Here is a 15,986-nt window from a genome sequence, read left to right as displayed (position 1 = left end):
GTACACCGCCGGGTCCCTTTTCTTTTGGGGAACGATCGGCGGACCGCCGCATTGACTCGGCATGCTCGATCGCTGGATAGACTGGACGGTGCCGACACTGGCCGCCGACATCGCGGTGACGCTTGGCGCCATCGGCCTTGCCATCCTGATCCATGCGCTGCTCGCTCGGTTGGCCGCCAAGCTAGCGGCGCGCACGCCGGGGTCTGTCGATGACGTCTTCGTCGAAGCGGGGCGTAGGCCGTCGCGCTGGCTGTTCGCAGTGCTCGCTCTGGCGGCGGTGCGGCCGTATCTGACGCTGGACACGACGCAGAACGCGCTGTGGATCCAGGCGGCCGGGCTCATCGTACCGGCGCTGATCGGCTGGCTGGCGATCGCGATGACCCGCGGCAGCGTCCGCGCCATCGAGATCAGCACCGACATCAGCGTCGCCGACAATCTCCACGCGCGGCGGCGGCGGACGCGGAGCGCGATCCTGTCGCGGATCGGGGTGTTTGCGATCGGGTTCGTGACCATCTGCCTGATGCTGCTGAGCATTCCCAGCGTGCGCGCCGTCGGCGTCACGCTGATGGCATCGGCGGGGATCGCCGGGCTGGCGATCGGCGCGGCGGCGCAGCCTGCCCTCAAGAACCTGATCGCCGGAATCCAGATGGCGTTCACCGAACCGATCCGCATCGACGATGTGGTGATCGTCGCCGGCGAATGGGGACGGATCGAGGAAATCCGGCTGACCTATGTGGTGGTGCAGGTGTGGGACGACCGGCGCCTGATCGTGCCCGTCAGCAAGTTCCTCGAGGAGAGCTTCGAGAACTGGACGCGCAGCAGCTCGGCATTGCTCGGCACCGCCTTCTTCCATCTCGACCCTGCGGCTGACATCGCCCGCCTGCGCGCCAAGCTGACCGAGATCGTCGCGGCCAACGCCAATTGGGACGGCCGTGTCGTCGGGCTACAGGTGACCGAAATGCGCGCCGATGCGATCGAAGCGCGCGCGCTGGTCAGCGGCGCCGATGCCGGCAAGACGTTCGATCTGCGTGCAGACGTCCGAGAGGCGATGCTCGCCTTCATCCGCGACGAGATGCCGGAGGCGTTGCCGCGCGAGCGTATGTTATGGGCGCGGCTCGACGACGACGACCCCGTCGGTGACCGCGACCACGCTTAGCCGCGTACCGACGGGTGCATCCGCCCCGCTGGCGGGCCATTCGCCGTCGTGCAGGCGCACGCGCCCGCGGCCGTTCTCGATCGCCTGCGTCACCACCACCTGCTCGCCGACCAGCCGCGCGGCGCGATCGTTGAGCAGCGGATCGGCGCTGACCACCGGATAGTCGACATACCAGCGCTTGCCGATCAGCACCGACGCCACCGCCCATGCCGCGAAGCTGGCGAGTTGGCCGGCGACCGGCAGATCGGGGAACAGCAAGGTGAACACGCCGGTGATCCCCGCGGCGAGCGCAAGGAAGACGAGGAACACGCCGGGGACCAGCAATTCGACGAGCGCGAACGCCGCAGCCGCGGCCAGCCACCACAGCCCGGGACTGGCGAACCAGTCGTTCATCCGATCAGTCCTCGATCGCGCCGAACGGACCGGCGCGGCGCGGCGGCGCGGCAGGCGGGGGTGGCGCATCGGGCGTCAGTGCCGAGCGGGCCAGTTCGCCGATCCCGCCCAGCGTGCCGATCAGCTGCGTCGCCTCGACCGGAAACAGGATGGTCTTGGCATTGGGCGAGGTCGCGAACTTGCCGACCGCCTCCACATATTTCTGCGCGATGAAATAGTTTAGCGATTGCGGCGAGCCCTGCTCGATCGCCACCGACACCAGCTCGGTCGCCTTGGCCTCTGCCTGCGCGGCACGCTCGCGCGCTTCGGAATCGCGGAACGCCGATTCCTTGCGGCCCTCGGCTTCGAGGATACGCGCCTGTTTCTGCCCCTCCGCGCGCAGGATTTCCGATGCGCGTGCGCCTTCGGCATCGAGGATGTTGGCGCGCTTTTCGCGCTCGGCCTTCATCTGCCGGCCCATTGCGTTGACGATGTCGGCCGGCGGGCGGATGTCCTTGATCTCGACGCGGGTGATCTTGACGCCCCACGGCGTGGTGGCGTGATCGACGACGTTGAGCAGCCGGGCGTTGATCTCGTCGCGCTTCGACAGCGTCTCGTCGAGGTCCATCGACCCCATCACCGTGCGCAGGTTGGTCGTCGTCAGCTGGAGCAGCGCGACATAAAGATCGGAGACTTCATATGCCGCCTTGGCCGCGTCGAGCACCTGGAAGAACACGACTCCGTCGGTCGATATCATCGCATTGTCCTTGGTAATGATCTCCTGGCCTGGAATGTCGATGACCTGTTCCATCATGTTGACCTTGCGGCCGACGCGATAGAAAAATGCCGGATAGAAATTGAGGCCGGGGCGCGCGACCGCGGTGAAGCGGCCGAAATGCTCGATGGTATATTGATGCCCCTGCCGCACGATCTTGAGGCTGGCGAACAGGTAGACAATCACCAGTACCACCAGCGCGATCAGGAAAGTGAACAATTCCACGGGCATCTCCTCTGGCGAATGTCGGCCTTAGCTAGCATAGTCGCGCCATGACCGCAGCATCTTCCCTGCCGCCGCGCACCTTGTTGTTCCTGCCCGCAAACCGTGAACGCGCGGTTGCCAAGGCGCGGGAATCGGCAGCGGAAATGATCTTTCTCGACCTCGAGGATGCGGTCGCTGCCGATGCCAAGGATGCCGCGCGCGATGCGGCGGTAACGGCGGCCCGAACGGGCTTTGGCCGCCCGGTGGCGATCCGGATGAACGTCTTCGGCTCCGCGTCGCACGCCGCCGACGTCGCAGGCATCGGCGGATCGGCGGCGACCCACGCGATCCTGCCGAAGGCGGAGGATCCGGCGATCGTCGCCGCGATCGCGCGTGCGGTCGGCAAGCCGCTGCTGGTGATGATCGAAACGCCGCGCGGGGTGCTGGCGGCGGCACAGATCGCAGCGACGCAGGGCGTGATGGCACTGATCGCCGGCACCAACGACCTGCGCGCCGAGCTTCGCATCCCGAACGGCGCCGGACGCGAGGCAATCGGCCACGCGCTGCAGGTGATCGTGCTGGCGGCGCGCGCGCACGGCGTGTGGGCGATCGACGGGGTGTTCAACGCGCTGGACGACGCCGCAGGGCTGGAGGCGGAGTGCAGGCATGGCCGTTCGCTCGGCTTCGATGGCAAGACGCTGATCCATCCCGACCAGATCGCCATTGCCGCGCGCGCCTTTGGCCCCGGCGAAGCGGAGATCGAGGAAGCCGAGGCGCTGGTCGCGGCGGCATCCGGCGGTGCCGAGCGCTTTCGGGACCGGATGATCGAGGCGATGCACGTCGATGCCGCGCGGACGCTGCTGGCGCGGGCAGGGCGCCGGTAGCGTATCAGGCTCTAGCGCATCAGGGCCTAGCGCATCTCTGGCCATGCGGTTACATGAGCCGCCAACTCTCCCTTCCGGCAGGATTGCGCGCTTCATGGACATCCCCCTCGGCCTGACCTTCGACGACGTGCTGCTCTATCCAGGCGAGTCGGACGTGGTGCCAAGCCAGGCCGACGCCCGCACCCGGATCTCGCGCGGGCTGTCGCTCAATATCCCGGTAGTGTCGTCGGCGATGGACACCGTGACCGAGGCCGACATGGCGATCGTGATGGCGCAGTTGGGCGGGATCGGCGTGCTGCACCGCAATCTGTCGGTCGAGGATCAGGTCGCGGCGGTGCGTCAGGTCAAGCGTTTCGAAAGCGGGATGGTGGTCAACCCGATCACGATCACGCCCGACGCGCCGCTCGCCGAAGCGCAGACGCTGATGGCGCGGCACAGGATCAGCGGGATCCCGGTGGTCGAGCCCTCGGGCAAGCTGGTTGGCATCCTGACCAACCGTGACGTGCGGTTTGCCGAGAACCCGCAGCAGCCGGTGTCCGAATTGATGACGCGCGAGCAGCTGGCGACGGTGTCGGCCGACGTGACGCAGGAGGAAGCCCGGCGGCTGCTTCATCAGCGGCGGATCGAGAAATTGCTGGTGGTCGACGATGCCTATCGCTGCGTCGGGCTGATCACGGTCAAGGATATCGAAAAGGCGGTGACCTATCCCGATGCGACCAAGGACCGCGCCGGGCGGCTGTGCGTCGCGGCGGCGACGACGGTGGGCGACAAGGGTTTCGACCGCACCGAGCAATTGGTCGCGGCCGAAGTCGACCTGATCGTCATCGACACCGCGCACGGCCACAACCGAGACGTCGCCCGCGCGGTCGAGCGGGTCAAGGCGCTGTCGAACCACGTCCAGGTGATTGCCGGCAACGTCGCCACTGCCGAGGCGACGCGCGCGCTGATCGACGCGGGTGCGGACGGGATCAAGGTCGGGATCGGCCCCGGATCGATCTGCACCACCCGCGTCGTCGCGGGCGTCGGCGTGCCGCAGCTGACCGCGGTCATGGAAAGCGCGCGCGAGGCGGCGAAGTCGGGTGTGCCGGTGATCGCCGATGGCGGCATCCGCACCTCGGGCGACATCGCCAAGGCACTGGCCGCGGGCGCGTCGTGCGTGATGATCGGGTCGTTGCTCGCCGGGACCGAAGAAGCGCCAGGCGAAACCTTTCTGTATCAGGGGCGTGCGTACAAATCTTATCGCGGCATGGGAAGCGTCGGCGCGATGGCGCGCGGATCCGCCGACCGCTATTTCCAGCAGGATATCAGCGACCAGTTGAAGCTGGTTCCCGAGGGGATCGAGGGGCAGGTGCCGTACAAGGGGCCGGCGCGCGACGTCATTCACCAGCTGGTCGGCGGGGTGAAGGCGGCGATGGGCTATACCGGATCGCGGACGATCGCCGAGTTGCAGCAGCGCGCCCGCTTCGTGCGGATCACCGGTGCCGGCCTGCGCGAGAGCCATGTCCACGACGTCACCATCACACGGGAAGCGCCCAATTATCCGACCCGGTAACAGCCATTGACCCCCGCCGCGCGCACCCAGGCTGCGATCGAGCTGCTCGACCAGATCGTCGCCGCCGCCCGCGACGGCGGCGCGGCGGCAGATACGCTAATCGCGCGCGGCTTCGCGGCGCGGCGTTATGCCGGGTCGAAGGATCGCCGAGCCGTCCGCGACCTCGTCTATCGCGCGATCCGCAGCTTCGGCGAGCCGCCGCGCGACGGGCGCGCGGCGATGCTCGCGCTGGCCGACGCCGATGCGGAGCTGGCCGCGACCTTCGACGGTAGCGGCTATGGCCCGCCCGTCATTGGTTCGAAGGAGCGACGCGCGGTGCCTGGACTGGCCCCGGCGTGGCTGATCGACGCACTCGAGAAGTCGGGGATCGGCGGTGCCGAGCAGGCCGCGCTGCTCGACCGGGCACCGCTCGATATCCGCATCAATCCGATCAAGGCCGACGCGCAGCCGATCGTTATCGAAGGCGCTGAACCGGTCGAAGGGCTTGCCGATGCATTGCGGCTGCCTGCCGACACCGCGATCGAGAAGCTGCCCGAATGGGACAGCGGCGCGATCGAGGTGCAGGATGCCGGCAGCCAGTGGGTGGCACGGGCATGCGCCGCGCGTCCCGGCATGACTGTCATCGACCTGTGTGCAGGGGCAGGGGGCAAGACGCTCGCGCTCGCCGCCGACATGGCTGGAGAGGGACGTATCGTCGCGTGCGACACCGATCGCGGGCGCCTGTCGCGCTTGCCGCCGCGCGCGATCCGCGCCGGGGTGGCGATCGCCGAGACGATCCTGCTCGATCCCGGTCGCGAGATCGAGGCGCTCGGCGATCTGACGGGCAGGGCCGACGTGGTGCTGATCGACGCGCCCTGTTCGGGCACGGGCACGTGGCGGCGCAATCCCGAGGCGCGCTGGCGCCTGACGCCCGCCCGTCTCGACCGGCTGGTCGAGACGCAGGCGCGGCTGCTCGATCTCGGCGCCTCGCTGGTCAGGCCGGGCGGCATGGTGGTGCACGTGGTGTGCTCGTTGCTCGATGCCGAGGGCGCCGACCAAGCCGCGGCGTTTCTCGAGCGCCATCCTGGCTGGCAGGCCGAGCGCCCGGCAATTGCGGGTAGTCCGCACGGCGCGGGAATGCGGCTGACCCCGGCGAGCCATTCGACCGACGGCTTTTTTGTCGCGACGATGCGTGCGCCATGATAGCTTCACAAAGAACATTGGCTACGGAGAGTATCATGCGGTTCACTAGCGTCTCGGTCGCGCTCGCACTGGCGCTGGTCAGCATCGCCACGTCGGTCAACGGCCAGCGCGCCGACGACCAGATCGATGCACGCTCGTTGGCGCTGCTCGAACAGGGCAAGGCGGCTAAGGCGGCGGGCAAGCTGGATGCCGCAACCGATGCGCTCGAATCCGCGCTGGTCGTCGATCCGCGCAATCGCCAGGCGTTCGTCGAGCTGGCCGAAGTTGCCCGCGCGCGCGACCTGCCGGGCAAGGCGATCCGGCTGTACCGCGAGGCTCTGGTGATCGAGCCCAACGACGTTGCGGTGCTGCGCGGACAGGGTGCGGCGCTGGTGTCGAAGGGAGCCGTGGCGAAGGCGAACGAGAACCTCACCAAGATCCGCACGATCTGCGGCGGCGATTGCGCCGATGCGACGCAACTCGCCGGGGTGATCGCCAAGGGACCGCCGGTCACGGCAACCGCGCAAAAGGCGCCCGCGGCCACCGCGGAGGCGACGGGCGAGAACTAGGCTTGGCTCTGGCCGGGACCTAACTCAAGGCCCGCGCGATCGCGATATATTCTTCGATCGTAACCGTTTCGGCCCGCCGCGACGCATCGATGCCCAGCGTTTCGAGTACCGCCAGCGCGCCCGGAACCCCCTTGAGGCTCTGCCGCAGCATCTTGCGCCGCTGCCCGAATGCGGCAGCGGTGATCGTCTCCAGCTTGCCCAGCGCGACGCCCTTGGGAGCAGGAGCGGCAACGACGTGGACCACCGCCGACATCACCTTGGGCGGCGGGGTGAAGGCGGAGCGGTGCACGGTCATCGCGATGCGCGGGACCGACCGCCACTGCGCCAGCACCGCGAGCCGCCCATAGGCGTCGCTCCCCGGAGCCGCGACGATGCGGTCGGCGACCTCGCGCTGGAACATCAGCGTCATGCTCGCCCACCACGGTTCCCAGTCCGCCGACAGCCATCCGACCAGCAGCGCGGTGCCGACATTGTAGGGGAGATTGGCGACGATGTGCGGCTTGCCGGTGAACAGCTTGCGCGCATCGACCTGCATCGCGTCGCCCTCGATCACGTCGAGCTTCCCGGGATAGGCTTCGGCCAGCTCGAAGAGCGCGGGAATGCAGCGCCGGTCGCGTTCGATCGCAACCACGCGCGCACCCGCCGCCAGCAGCGCGCGCGTGAGGCCGCCGGGGCCCGGCCCTATCTCCAGCACCTCGGCGCCGTTCAGATCACCTGGCACCGCCGCGATACGCGCCAATAGCTGCTGATCGAACAGGAAATTCTGCCCGAGCGCCTTGCTCGCCGCCAGCCCGTGGCGCGCGACGACATCGCGCAGCGGAGGCAGCGCGACGTTCAGGAGCACGCGGAATAGACGGCGCGATGGCCGATCGCCTCGGACGCCATGCGAATCGCCGCGATCATCGCGCCGGGCTCGGCCACTCCCTGTCCGGCAATTCCGAATGCGGTGCCGTGATCGGGGGAGGTGCGCACGATCGGCAGTCCGAGCGTGATATTGACGCCTTCGTCGAAATGCAGCGTCTTGATCGGGACCAGTGCCTGGTCGTGATACATGCACAAGGCGGCATCGAACTGCGCGCGTGCGCGGGGATGGAACATCGTATCGGCGGCAAGCGGCCCGACCACGTCGAGCCCTTCGGCCTGGAGCATCGCTACCGCTGGCGCGATGATCGCCAGCTCCTCGAGCCCGATCGATCCGGCTTCGCCGGCGTGCGGGTTGAGCCCGGACACCGCGAGCCGAGGCGCGGCGATCCCGAAATTCTTGGTCAGTCCGCGGAGCGTCGTCCGCGCCTTGGCCGCGATCAGATCGATCGACAGCGTGGCAGGGACGTCGGTCAGCGCGATATGCGTCGTCACCGGCACCACGCGCAGCGTCGGCCCGGCGAGCATCATCACCGCCGAGTCTGCCGACACGCCGCAGCGTTCGGCGACGAATTCGGTCTGGCCCGGGTGGGTGAAGCCGATCGCGTAGAGCTGCGCCTTGGCGACCGGGCCGGTGACCAGCGCGCCAGCCGCACCCGATCGGGTCAGTCCCACCGCCAGTTCGAGTGCCTGCAGCGCGCAATGCGCCCCGCTCAGGTCGGGCGCACCGGGTTCGATGGCACCGGCATCGGCGACGGTCAGGATCGGCAGCGCATCGTCGAACCGCGCTGCCGCCTGCGAAGGGTCATCGATCGCGGCGGTAGGTCCGTCCCACACGCGCGCGAATGCCCGGACATCGCCGACCGCGAAGAAGGGCGGCAGCGCTTCGTGCGTTCGCGCGGCCCATGCCTTGGCAATGATCTCAGGCCCAATCCCCGCCGGGTCGCCCATCGCGACGGCGAGCGGCTGTATCACCGATATTCGACCACGGCGTCGCGGCGCAGGTCGCGCAGCATCCGCTGTGCGCGCAGGTTGACGCGCTGTTCCTCCAGCCCCGACTGGATCTGCTGCGCGCTGGGCAGCCCCCCGCCGGTCGCTTCGTCACGTCCGCACAGCACCAGCGAGCGGATGCCGTCGGCAGCCGATCCGAAGGGCGGCGTCGCCTGGCCGATCTGCAGCTTGAGGACGATTTCCTGAAGCTGCGGCGGCAATTCGCGGATGCGGATCGAATCGTTGTCGACGACCTCGGCATTGAGCTCGGCCGCTGCCTTGGTGACTTCGCCGCAGCCGCGGATCGCCTGCGTCGCCTTGGCGAAGGCAGCCGCACGTGCCGAAGCCTGCTCCTGCGTCGTGCCATCGGGAAAGCCGAGCGAGATCTGGCGCAGTGACAGCCGCGCGTCGCGCGGATCGGCGGTCAGCACCTGCCGCTTGTCGACGAGGTACAGCATCGAATATCCGCCCGGCACCTCGATCGGCCCGGCGATCTGGCCGACGTTCATCTCCTGCGCCGCCTGTTGCAACGGTGCGGGCAGCATCGGCAACCGCACCCAGTCGAGGTCGCCGCCGACCGCCTTGGTCGATGCCTCCGAGTAGGTGCTGGCAAGATATTCGAACGGCGCGCCGCCGCGCAGCTGCTCGAGCATCTTCTGCATCGCCGCGGTTACTTCGGCCGCCCGGTCGGGCGTCGCCGAGATGTAGATTTCCTTGAGGTGGTATTCGTCGGTGCCCTTGGCCGCTTCGAGCCGGGCGAGCACCGCCTGCACCTCTTCCTCGCCGACGTTGATGAACGGCGTCACCTGGCGGCTGAGCAGCCGCCGCCACGCCAGTTCGCCCTCGATCTGGCGGCGGAGCGTGCGCTCGGACGCGCCGACTTCATCGAGATATGTCTTGAGCTGCTCGGGAGTGCGCTGAAAATTGCTGGCGACGCGATTGAAGCCCTGGTCGATCTCGGCCTTGGTGATCGTGATCTCGTTGACCGCGGCTTCCTGGATCTGCAGCGTCTCGTCGATGATCGCGCGCAGCACCTGAAGCCGTAGCTGCGCCTTTTCCTCTTCGCTGACCTTGAGGTCGCGCAGGCCGAGAATGAGCTGGACGCGCTGATCGACGTCGGTCCCGGTGATCACGGTGTCGTTGACCACCGCGGTCGGCTTGCGGATGTCCGGATTGGTGCCGAAAACCGTCACGCCATCGGGAATGTTGAGCCCGTTCGAAGGCGTCTGGGTGTCTTGCACCGTCTGCGCGGTGGCACCGGCCATCGCGATCGCACCGGCGATCGCGGTCAGCGCAGCCGCAGTCTTGCGAACCATCTTCTTCAAATCGAAACCCCATCACACGCCGTCCACGCGGCGCCCAACTTGTGTATCTTCGAACCTGAATGCGCGCTTAGCGCACCGGGCCTGAATGCGCGTTTAGCGTCCAAGGTTGGTGAATGCCAGCGTCAGCAGATAGCTGTTGCCGCGGCGCGCGTCGCCCGTGTCGACATAATCGCGCTTCCAGGTGACGCCAAGCCGCAGGCAATCGTCCTCATAGGCGACACCCAGGCGGTGGCGAACCGGGTCGAAACCGTCGGCGATCGACAGCGGATCCTCGTCGCGGTTGGTGAGGTCGACCGTCGCAGATCCGAATGCCGACCAGAACCGCGCGAACTGCACCCGCGCGCCCACCCGTGCCTCCTCGCGATCGCGCAGATCCTCGAGCGCGGCGGTGATGTCGCGGTTGAGGCGGAGATAGCCGGCCAGAATATACGTGCGCCGCGTGCCGATCGTCGCATCGACCTCGTTGCGGCGGATGGCGAAGCCGTCCTTGTCGAGCCGGTAACGATGGATCACGCTGACGAAGTCGCGGAATCGTATGTCGGTGCGGCCGACGAAATCGGAAAACTGGTCGTCGAGCCCGGTGCCGTCGGGAAGCAGCGTCTGGCGGTCGGTCAGGCGATAGCTTTGCCCGACATTGGCGCTGATCGCGATACCGGGCAGGTCGAGCGCATAGTCGACGCCATAGGTAAAGCGCGTCGAATCCTCGAACCGGTCATATCCGGGGAAACGGTTGAGCGCGAACAGGTTGGAATCTTCGAGATCGACTGCGCGTGCGTCTTCGTTGGGGACGCCGAGATTGTCGATCCTGGGCGACGCGACGACCTGCACCCGCGGCGTGATGCGCTGGGTGCCGCCCAGGAACTCGCCAACCAGCGGCCATTTGACGTCGAGTGCGACCGCGCCGATCGCACGCGCATTGAAGCCTTCGTCGCCGCGATAGGACTCGACGCTGGTCAGCAGCGTATCGACGCTGTTGTAGAGGTCGCCGCGGGCATAGCCGGTCAGCGTGACCTCCTGGCCCCAATCGGTGACGCGGCGGATGTCCCATTGCGCCGAGGCGAAGGCGCGCTGCGTATCCTGGCCTTCGTCCCGGCCGATCGCCAGCGTGTTGACCTGAAGCGTCACCTTGCCGCCGACCAGCCCATCGGAAAATCGCGTGCGATAATCGAGTTCGGGAAAGGCGATCGGCTGCATCGCCTGGTTGTCGCCGACGCGCAGCGTCTGCACCGCCCAGCCGTTGATCGCGAAATAGCTGTCGGAGTCGATCCGCTCGACCTTGACATTGTTGCGCAGGCGGTCGTCGCGCGACAGGTCGTAGCGGCGCAGGAAGGTCTGGTCGCTCGCCAGCCGGATCGATGCGCTCGCCGACCATTGCGGCGAGAACTGATAGCGGCCGATCGCGTCGAAATAGCCGCGAAATGCCTGCTCGCTGGTGTCGGGCGTCGCCGAGACGAGCAGATCGTCGCTGCGGCGGCTATAGGTGCCGTAGCCGAGCACGCGAAACGCGCCCTTGTCGGTGAGCTGGCGATATTCGGCCGACAGCATCGGCAGCGCATTGGTATAGACGCGCGGCGTGATCGTCAGGTCGCGGTTGGGCGCGAGATCGAAATGATAGGGCACCGCTATGGCGAGCCCGTTGACCCGGTCGATGCGGATATCGGGGGTGAGCACCCCCTGCGCCGCCGCGCCGCCGATCGGGTGCGAGAAGGACGGCAGCGGGATGCCCGGCAGCCCGAACAGGCTGAGCTGTGCGCCCGAATAGCGAATGCGTTCGCGCTGCGGATCATAGACGACGCGCACCGCGGTCAGCTTGAACGACGGCTCCTTGGGGCAGCCCTGTGAATTGCGCACCGCGCAGGGCGTGTAGGCGGCGTCGGTGACGGTGATGACGCCGCCTTCCGAGCGCTCGCCGCGGCGTGCGGCCAGTCGTCCGCCCTGATCAAGCACGACCAGCATGTTCTCGACCAGGCCGTCGCGCAGCGTGTCGGTCAGTTCGATACGGTCGCCATAGGCCACGTCGCCCTGGGGATTGGTGACGGCGATGTCGCCGGTGGCGACCACCTGGCCGGTCTGACGGTTCCACACCACCTGATCGGCGCGCAACCGCTCGCCCTGCCGGAACAGGCGGACGTCGCCGCTGGCGGTGACGATCTCCGCTTCGCTGTCATATTCCAGCGTGGCGGCGGAAAAATCGATCTCGTCGTCGCTGCGCGGCGCGGCTTCGGTCTGGTCGGGAAGCGGCGGTGCGGCGGCGCGGTCCTGCAGGTCCTGCCCGCGCGCAGCTCCACAGGCCAGCAGCGTCAGCGACAGCGCGGCGGTACACAACAGGGCCGGGCGGCTCACCTTCGGTCGATCTCCGTCAGGGCCGACCGCGGCCCCCTTCACCAGCCCTATCGCACCGCAGCGGCCATCCCGCAACGCGCGTCTTCCTTTGCCAGCGCGGGATCGAGTCCCTAGATGGCGGACATACCATTCTTTCCCCAGATACCGAGGTGCCTTTCGCATGCAGGTCCAGTTCGCCGCCAGCCGTCCCGCCGATATCGATACGATCGCCTATGCCGTGGAAAAGGACGCGCTGGATAGCGCGGCGCTCGATCCGGGCGTCGCCGATCTGGTGCGCGGCGCGGCCAAGGCAGCGCGCTTCGACGGCGAGGCGGGGACGATCGCCGAAGTGTTCGTGCCACGCGACGGCGGTGTCGGCCGTGTTCTGCTGCTCGGGCTGGGGACCGGTGATGCCGGCGATTATGCCAAGGCGGGCGGCGCGCTTGCGGCGCGCTACCTGACCGCCGGGATTGCGAAGATCGCGGTCGAACTGCCCGCCGATGCCGCGCCGGACGGCGTCGCGAGACTGGCCGCGGCGACCAGTCAGCGCGGATGGCGGCACGACGTCTATCGCACCAAGCTGCCCGAACGCCTGAAGCCGACGCTGGAGACGCTGGTGATCGTCGGCGCGTCGGACGACGCCGCGGCGGCATGGAACGACGACCAGGCGCATGTCACGGCGGGAATCGCGTTCACCCGGACGCTCGTCGCGGAACCGGCGAACATCCTGTTTCCCGAGAGCTTCGTCGAACGCTGCGACGAATTGCGCGCGCTCGGTGTCGATTTCACCGTGCTCGACGAAGCCGCGATGGCCGAACTCGGCATGGGCGCGCTGCTCGGCGTCAGTCAGGGGTCGCGGCGCGAGGCGCGGCTGCTGGCGATGCACTGGAACGGCACCGGCAAGGACGGCAATCCCGACCTGGCGCTGGTCGGCAAGGGCGTGACCTTCGACACCGGCGGCATCTCGATCAAGCCGGCCGCGGGCATGGAGGACATGAAGTGGGACATGGGCGGTGCGGGCGCCGTCGCGGGCACGATGAAGGCGCTCGCGCTCCGCAAGGCCAAGGTCAACGTCGTCGGCGTATGCGGGCTCGTCGAGAACATGCCCGACGGCAACGCCCAGCGCCCCGGCGACGTCGTGACGTCGATGTCCGGGCAGACGGTCGAGGTCATCAACACCGATGCCGAGGGGCGGCTGGTATTGTGCGACGCGCTGACCTGGGTCCAGCGCACCTACCGCCCGACGACGATCGTCGATCTCGCCACGCTGACCGGGGCGATGATCATCGCGCTGGGCAGCGAGCATGGCGGATTGTTCGCAAACGACGATTCGCTGGCCGAGCAACTCCTGGCAGCGGGCAAGGCGGCGGGCGATCCGCTGTGGCGCTTCCCGCTGACCGATGCCTACGACAAGCTGATCGATTCGCCGATCGCCGACATGAAGAATGTCGGCCCGCGCGGGGCGGGATCGATCACCGCCGCGCAGTTCATCCAGCGCTTCGTCGAGCCCGACGTACGCTGGGCGCATCTCGACATCGCCGGAATGGTCTGGGCGGACAAGCCCGGAACGACGTGGGACAAGGGCGCGACAGGGTACGGCGTGCGCTTGCTCGACCAATTCGTGCGGGCGCATTTCGAAAGGTGACGGGCTGGGATCAGCCTCGCCGTACGTCGTGCAGAAGGTCGCTCGCGTTGCAGTCGGCGTTCGTCAATACGGACAGGTCACCGGTAGTCTCGAGCACGACCGCGGCCACGACCGAGAGGTCACGGACGTCTGCTTCGCGTAGTTTGGCGTATATATCTTCACGGGTGATGCGGGCGCCGCCAAGTGCGGCATCAACGAACTTGCCGCCTCGCACCAGCAATAGCGGCTCATTTTCCGCCAGTTTCCGGACGGATGCGAAACGCCGCGCGCGTGCATAGCAGAACTGGATCAGATTGATCGCGACGAGGGCGAGCAGCGCCTGCGCGAAGCTGCTCCAGCGTTCGGCCATTGCGGCCGTCGCCAGCAACGATCCGGTGGCAAGCGTTACGACGAAATCGATCGCGGTCATCTTCGACAGGGTTCGCAGGCCGAGCCAGCGAACAAGCAGCAGTATCGCCACAAGCGCCGTCAGGGGCAGGAGAGTCCCACGTAGCAACGTATCGAGTAGGGGGTCGGAACTGAACATGGCGTTGGCCTAACAAGCCCGGCCAATCTAAAATAGACCCAGCGGTTTTTCCGCTCGCGGAGCACCATTCGATGAAAGCCGATTTCTATCACCTCACAGCGCAGCCGCTCGACCGGGTACTGCCGGTGATCGCCGAGAAGGTGCTGGGCTCGGGCGAGCGGCTGCTGATCGTGGCCGGGGACCAGGCGCAGCGCTCGGCCCTCGACAAGCTGCTGTGGAGCTATTCCGCCGCCAGCTTTCTGCCGCATGGCGAGGCAGGGGGTGAGCGCGACGCCGAACAGCCGGTGCTGATTTCCGGTAATCCGGCTGCCGCCAATGCTGCGACCAACATCGCGATCGTCGATGGCGTCTGGCGGGAAGAAGCACTTAGCTTCGCGCGAGTGTTCCACTTTTTCGGGGAAGATTCGATTGCCGCTGCGCGCGCGGCATGGAAATCGCTCGCCGACCGCGAGGGGGTCGATCGGCGCTATTGGAAGCAAGACGAAGGCGGGCGCTGGCAACAGGTGGCATAGCACCGTTTGCCTTAAAACAATTCCCCCTGCGCTCCAGTTGGCGCGCGAAACAGATCCGTGCGCAGCGTCAGCCGCTCCCCGTCCAGCCCGTATTTGCGGCAGGCGATGCGAAAGCGGGTGCGCAGCAGTTCGGCCCACGGACCTTGCCCTTGCATGCGCGTGCCGAAATTGGGGTCGTTGTCGCGCCCGCCGCGCAGGCTCTGGATCGTCGCCATAACCTTGCCGGCGCGATCCGGGAAATGCGTGTCGAGCCACGCGCGGAACAGCGGGGCGACTTCATGCGGCAAGCGTACCGGGATGAAGAACGCCGCCCGCGCACCCGCCTCGGCGGCGCGTTCGAGGATATGCTCGACCTCGTGATCGGTGATTGCCGGGATGACCGGAGAGATCGATACGAAGGTCGGAATACCTGCCGCCGCCAGCGCCGCGACCGCCTTCAGCCGCCGTTCGGGGTGCGGAGCGCGCGGTTCGAGCGTCATCGCGATCCTCGGGTCGAGCGAGGTAACCGACACCATGACGGCGGCAAGCCCCTTCGCGGCCATCGGCGCCAGCAGGTCGATGTCGCGCAGCACCCTGTCGGATTTGGTGGTGATGGTGACCGGATGATCGACCTCTGCCAGCACTTCGAGGCACCCGCGCGTTATCGCCCAGTCGCGCTCGATCGGCTGGTACGGATCGGTGTTGGTGCCGAATGCGATCGGCTGGCAGACATAGCCGCGCTTGGAGAGTTCGGCGCGCAGCAGCGCGGGCGCGGTCGGCTTGGCGAATAGCCGGCTTTCGAAATCGAGCCCCGGCGAAAGATCGTGAAAGGCGTGTGTCGGCCGCGCGAAGCAATAGACGCAGCCATGTTCGCACCCGCGATACGGGTTGATCGAGCGGTCGAACGGGATGTCCGGTGACGTGTTGCGGGCAAGGATGGTTCGCGGCGTCTCGACGGTGACGGTCGTCCGCAGCGGCGCCGCATCGCCATCGATCGCGCCCTGGGCGTCGAGCCAATCGCCATCCGCCTCGCGCACTGCAAGGCCGAACCGCGTGCTTTCGCGATTGACCGTCGCGCCGCGCATCGCCCGAGTTTTCGACATTGCCCAAGCGTAGCGGATCGACTAGAACACAGCAAGAACATTGACGGAGG

15 protein-coding genes are annotated in these 15,986 nt (G+C 67.4%); 7 read left to right on the top strand and 8 right to left on the bottom strand.

Going from position 1 to position 15,986, the window contains the following annotated elements; translation table 11 throughout:
* Positions 1-61 precede the first annotated feature (61 nt).
* Entirely contained in the window at positions 62-1,156 is a 1,095-nt protein-coding gene (locus tag FHY50_RS05710) for a mechanosensitive ion channel family protein (protein WP_140047551.1), read from the top strand.
* On the opposite strand, the gene FHY50_RS05705 is transcribed toward FHY50_RS05710, so the two are convergent.
* Together FHY50_RS05705 and FHY50_RS05700 are read right to left on the bottom strand one after the other, a co-directional pair.
* Positions 1,103-1,549, bottom strand: coding sequence for an NfeD family protein (locus FHY50_RS05705; protein ID WP_140047550.1), 447 nt, complete (start codon positions 1,547-1,549; stop codon positions 1,103-1,105). The two genes, FHY50_RS05710 and FHY50_RS05705, sit on opposite strands and share 54 nt — an antisense overlap.
* A gap of 4 nt (positions 1,550-1,553) precedes the next feature.
* The gene (locus FHY50_RS05700; RefSeq protein WP_140047549.1) at positions 1,554-2,534 is read right to left on the bottom strand and encodes an SPFH domain-containing protein; all 981 of its coding nucleotides are present in this window, start codon (positions 2,532-2,534) and stop codon (positions 1,554-1,556) included.
* Positions 2,535-2,575: 41 nt separating this feature from the next.
* Here FHY50_RS05700 and FHY50_RS05695 point away from each other — a divergent pair, with 41 nt between their 5' ends.
* The 4 genes from FHY50_RS05695 (at position 2,576) to FHY50_RS05680 (ending at position 6,673) form a co-directional block, all read left to right on the top strand.
* On the top strand, positions 2,576-3,391 hold the full coding sequence (locus tag FHY50_RS05695; protein ID WP_140047548.1) for an HpcH/HpaI aldolase/citrate lyase family protein: 816 nt from the start codon (positions 2,576-2,578) through the stop codon (positions 3,389-3,391).
* 94 nt (positions 3,392-3,485) lie between these two features.
* Positions 3,486-4,943, top strand: coding sequence for an IMP dehydrogenase (gene guaB, locus FHY50_RS05690; RefSeq protein WP_140047547.1), 1,458 nt, complete (start codon positions 3,486-3,488; stop codon positions 4,941-4,943).
* A 6-nt stretch (positions 4,944-4,949) separates the two neighbouring features.
* On the top strand, positions 4,950-6,125 hold the full coding sequence (locus FHY50_RS05685) for an RsmB/NOP family class I SAM-dependent RNA methyltransferase (protein WP_140047546.1): 1,176 nt from the start codon (positions 4,950-4,952) through the stop codon (positions 6,123-6,125).
* A 35-nt stretch (positions 6,126-6,160) separates the two neighbouring features.
* Positions 6,161-6,673: a hypothetical protein gene (locus FHY50_RS05680; RefSeq protein ID WP_140047545.1), complete on the top strand. Its 513-nt coding sequence runs from the start codon at positions 6,161-6,163 to the stop codon at positions 6,671-6,673.
* Positions 6,674-6,692: 19 nt separating this feature from the next.
* On the opposite strand, the gene rsmA is transcribed toward FHY50_RS05680, so the two are convergent.
* The 4 genes from rsmA to FHY50_RS05660 form a co-directional block, all read right to left on the bottom strand.
* Complete coding sequence (gene rsmA / locus FHY50_RS05675; RefSeq protein ID WP_244935302.1) at positions 6,693-7,517, bottom strand: 16S rRNA (adenine(1518)-N(6)/adenine(1519)-N(6))-dimethyltransferase RsmA; 825 nt, start codon at positions 7,515-7,517, stop codon at positions 6,693-6,695.
* A complete protein-coding gene (pdxA, locus tag FHY50_RS05670; protein WP_140047544.1) occupies positions 7,508-8,509 on the bottom strand; it encodes a 4-hydroxythreonine-4-phosphate dehydrogenase PdxA in 1,002 nt (333 codons plus the stop codon). Before pdxA ends, rsmA begins: the two co-directional genes overlap by 10 nt.
* Complete coding sequence (locus FHY50_RS05665; protein ID WP_140231055.1) at positions 8,506-9,840, bottom strand: peptidylprolyl isomerase; 1,335 nt, start codon at positions 9,838-9,840, stop codon at positions 8,506-8,508. Before FHY50_RS05665 ends, pdxA begins: the two co-directional genes overlap by 4 nt.
* 102 nt (positions 9,841-9,942) lie before the next feature.
* Positions 9,943-12,192, bottom strand: a complete 2,250-nt coding sequence (locus tag FHY50_RS05660) for an LPS-assembly protein LptD (RefSeq protein WP_244935301.1) — start codon at positions 12,190-12,192, stop codon at positions 9,943-9,945.
* Between the two features lie 160 nt (positions 12,193-12,352).
* On the opposite strand from FHY50_RS05660, the gene FHY50_RS05655 reads away from it, so the two are divergent.
* Positions 12,353-13,816: a leucyl aminopeptidase gene (locus tag FHY50_RS05655; protein ID WP_140047542.1), complete on the top strand. Its 1,464-nt coding sequence runs from the start codon at positions 12,353-12,355 to the stop codon at positions 13,814-13,816.
* Between the two features lie 10 nt (positions 13,817-13,826).
* Here FHY50_RS05655 and FHY50_RS05650 read toward each other — a convergent pair whose 3' ends face one another.
* Positions 13,827-14,342: a DUF421 domain-containing protein gene (locus FHY50_RS05650; protein ID WP_140047541.1), complete on the bottom strand. Its 516-nt coding sequence runs from the start codon at positions 14,340-14,342 to the stop codon at positions 13,827-13,829.
* A 71-nt stretch (positions 14,343-14,413) separates the two neighbouring features.
* On the opposite strand from FHY50_RS05650, the gene FHY50_RS05645 reads away from it, so the two are divergent.
* Positions 14,414-14,854 carry a DNA polymerase III subunit chi gene (locus tag FHY50_RS05645; RefSeq protein ID WP_140047540.1) on the top strand — a complete coding sequence of 147 codons (441 nt, stop codon included), beginning with the start codon at positions 14,414-14,416 and terminating at the stop codon, positions 14,852-14,854.
* Positions 14,855-14,865: 11 nt separating this feature from the next.
* On the opposite strand, the gene FHY50_RS05640 is transcribed toward FHY50_RS05645, so the two are convergent.
* Complete coding sequence (locus FHY50_RS05640; RefSeq protein WP_140047539.1) at positions 14,866-15,936, bottom strand: PA0069 family radical SAM protein; 1,071 nt, start codon at positions 15,934-15,936, stop codon at positions 14,866-14,868.
* Between the last annotated feature and the right edge of the window lie 50 nt (positions 15,937-15,986).

Source organism: Sphingomonas japonica, from assembly GCF_006346325.1.
GTDB classification, from domain to species: domain Bacteria; phylum Pseudomonadota; class Alphaproteobacteria; order Sphingomonadales; family Sphingomonadaceae; genus Sphingomonas; species Sphingomonas japonica.
This window is presented reverse-complemented; position numbering and strand designations above follow the sequence as displayed.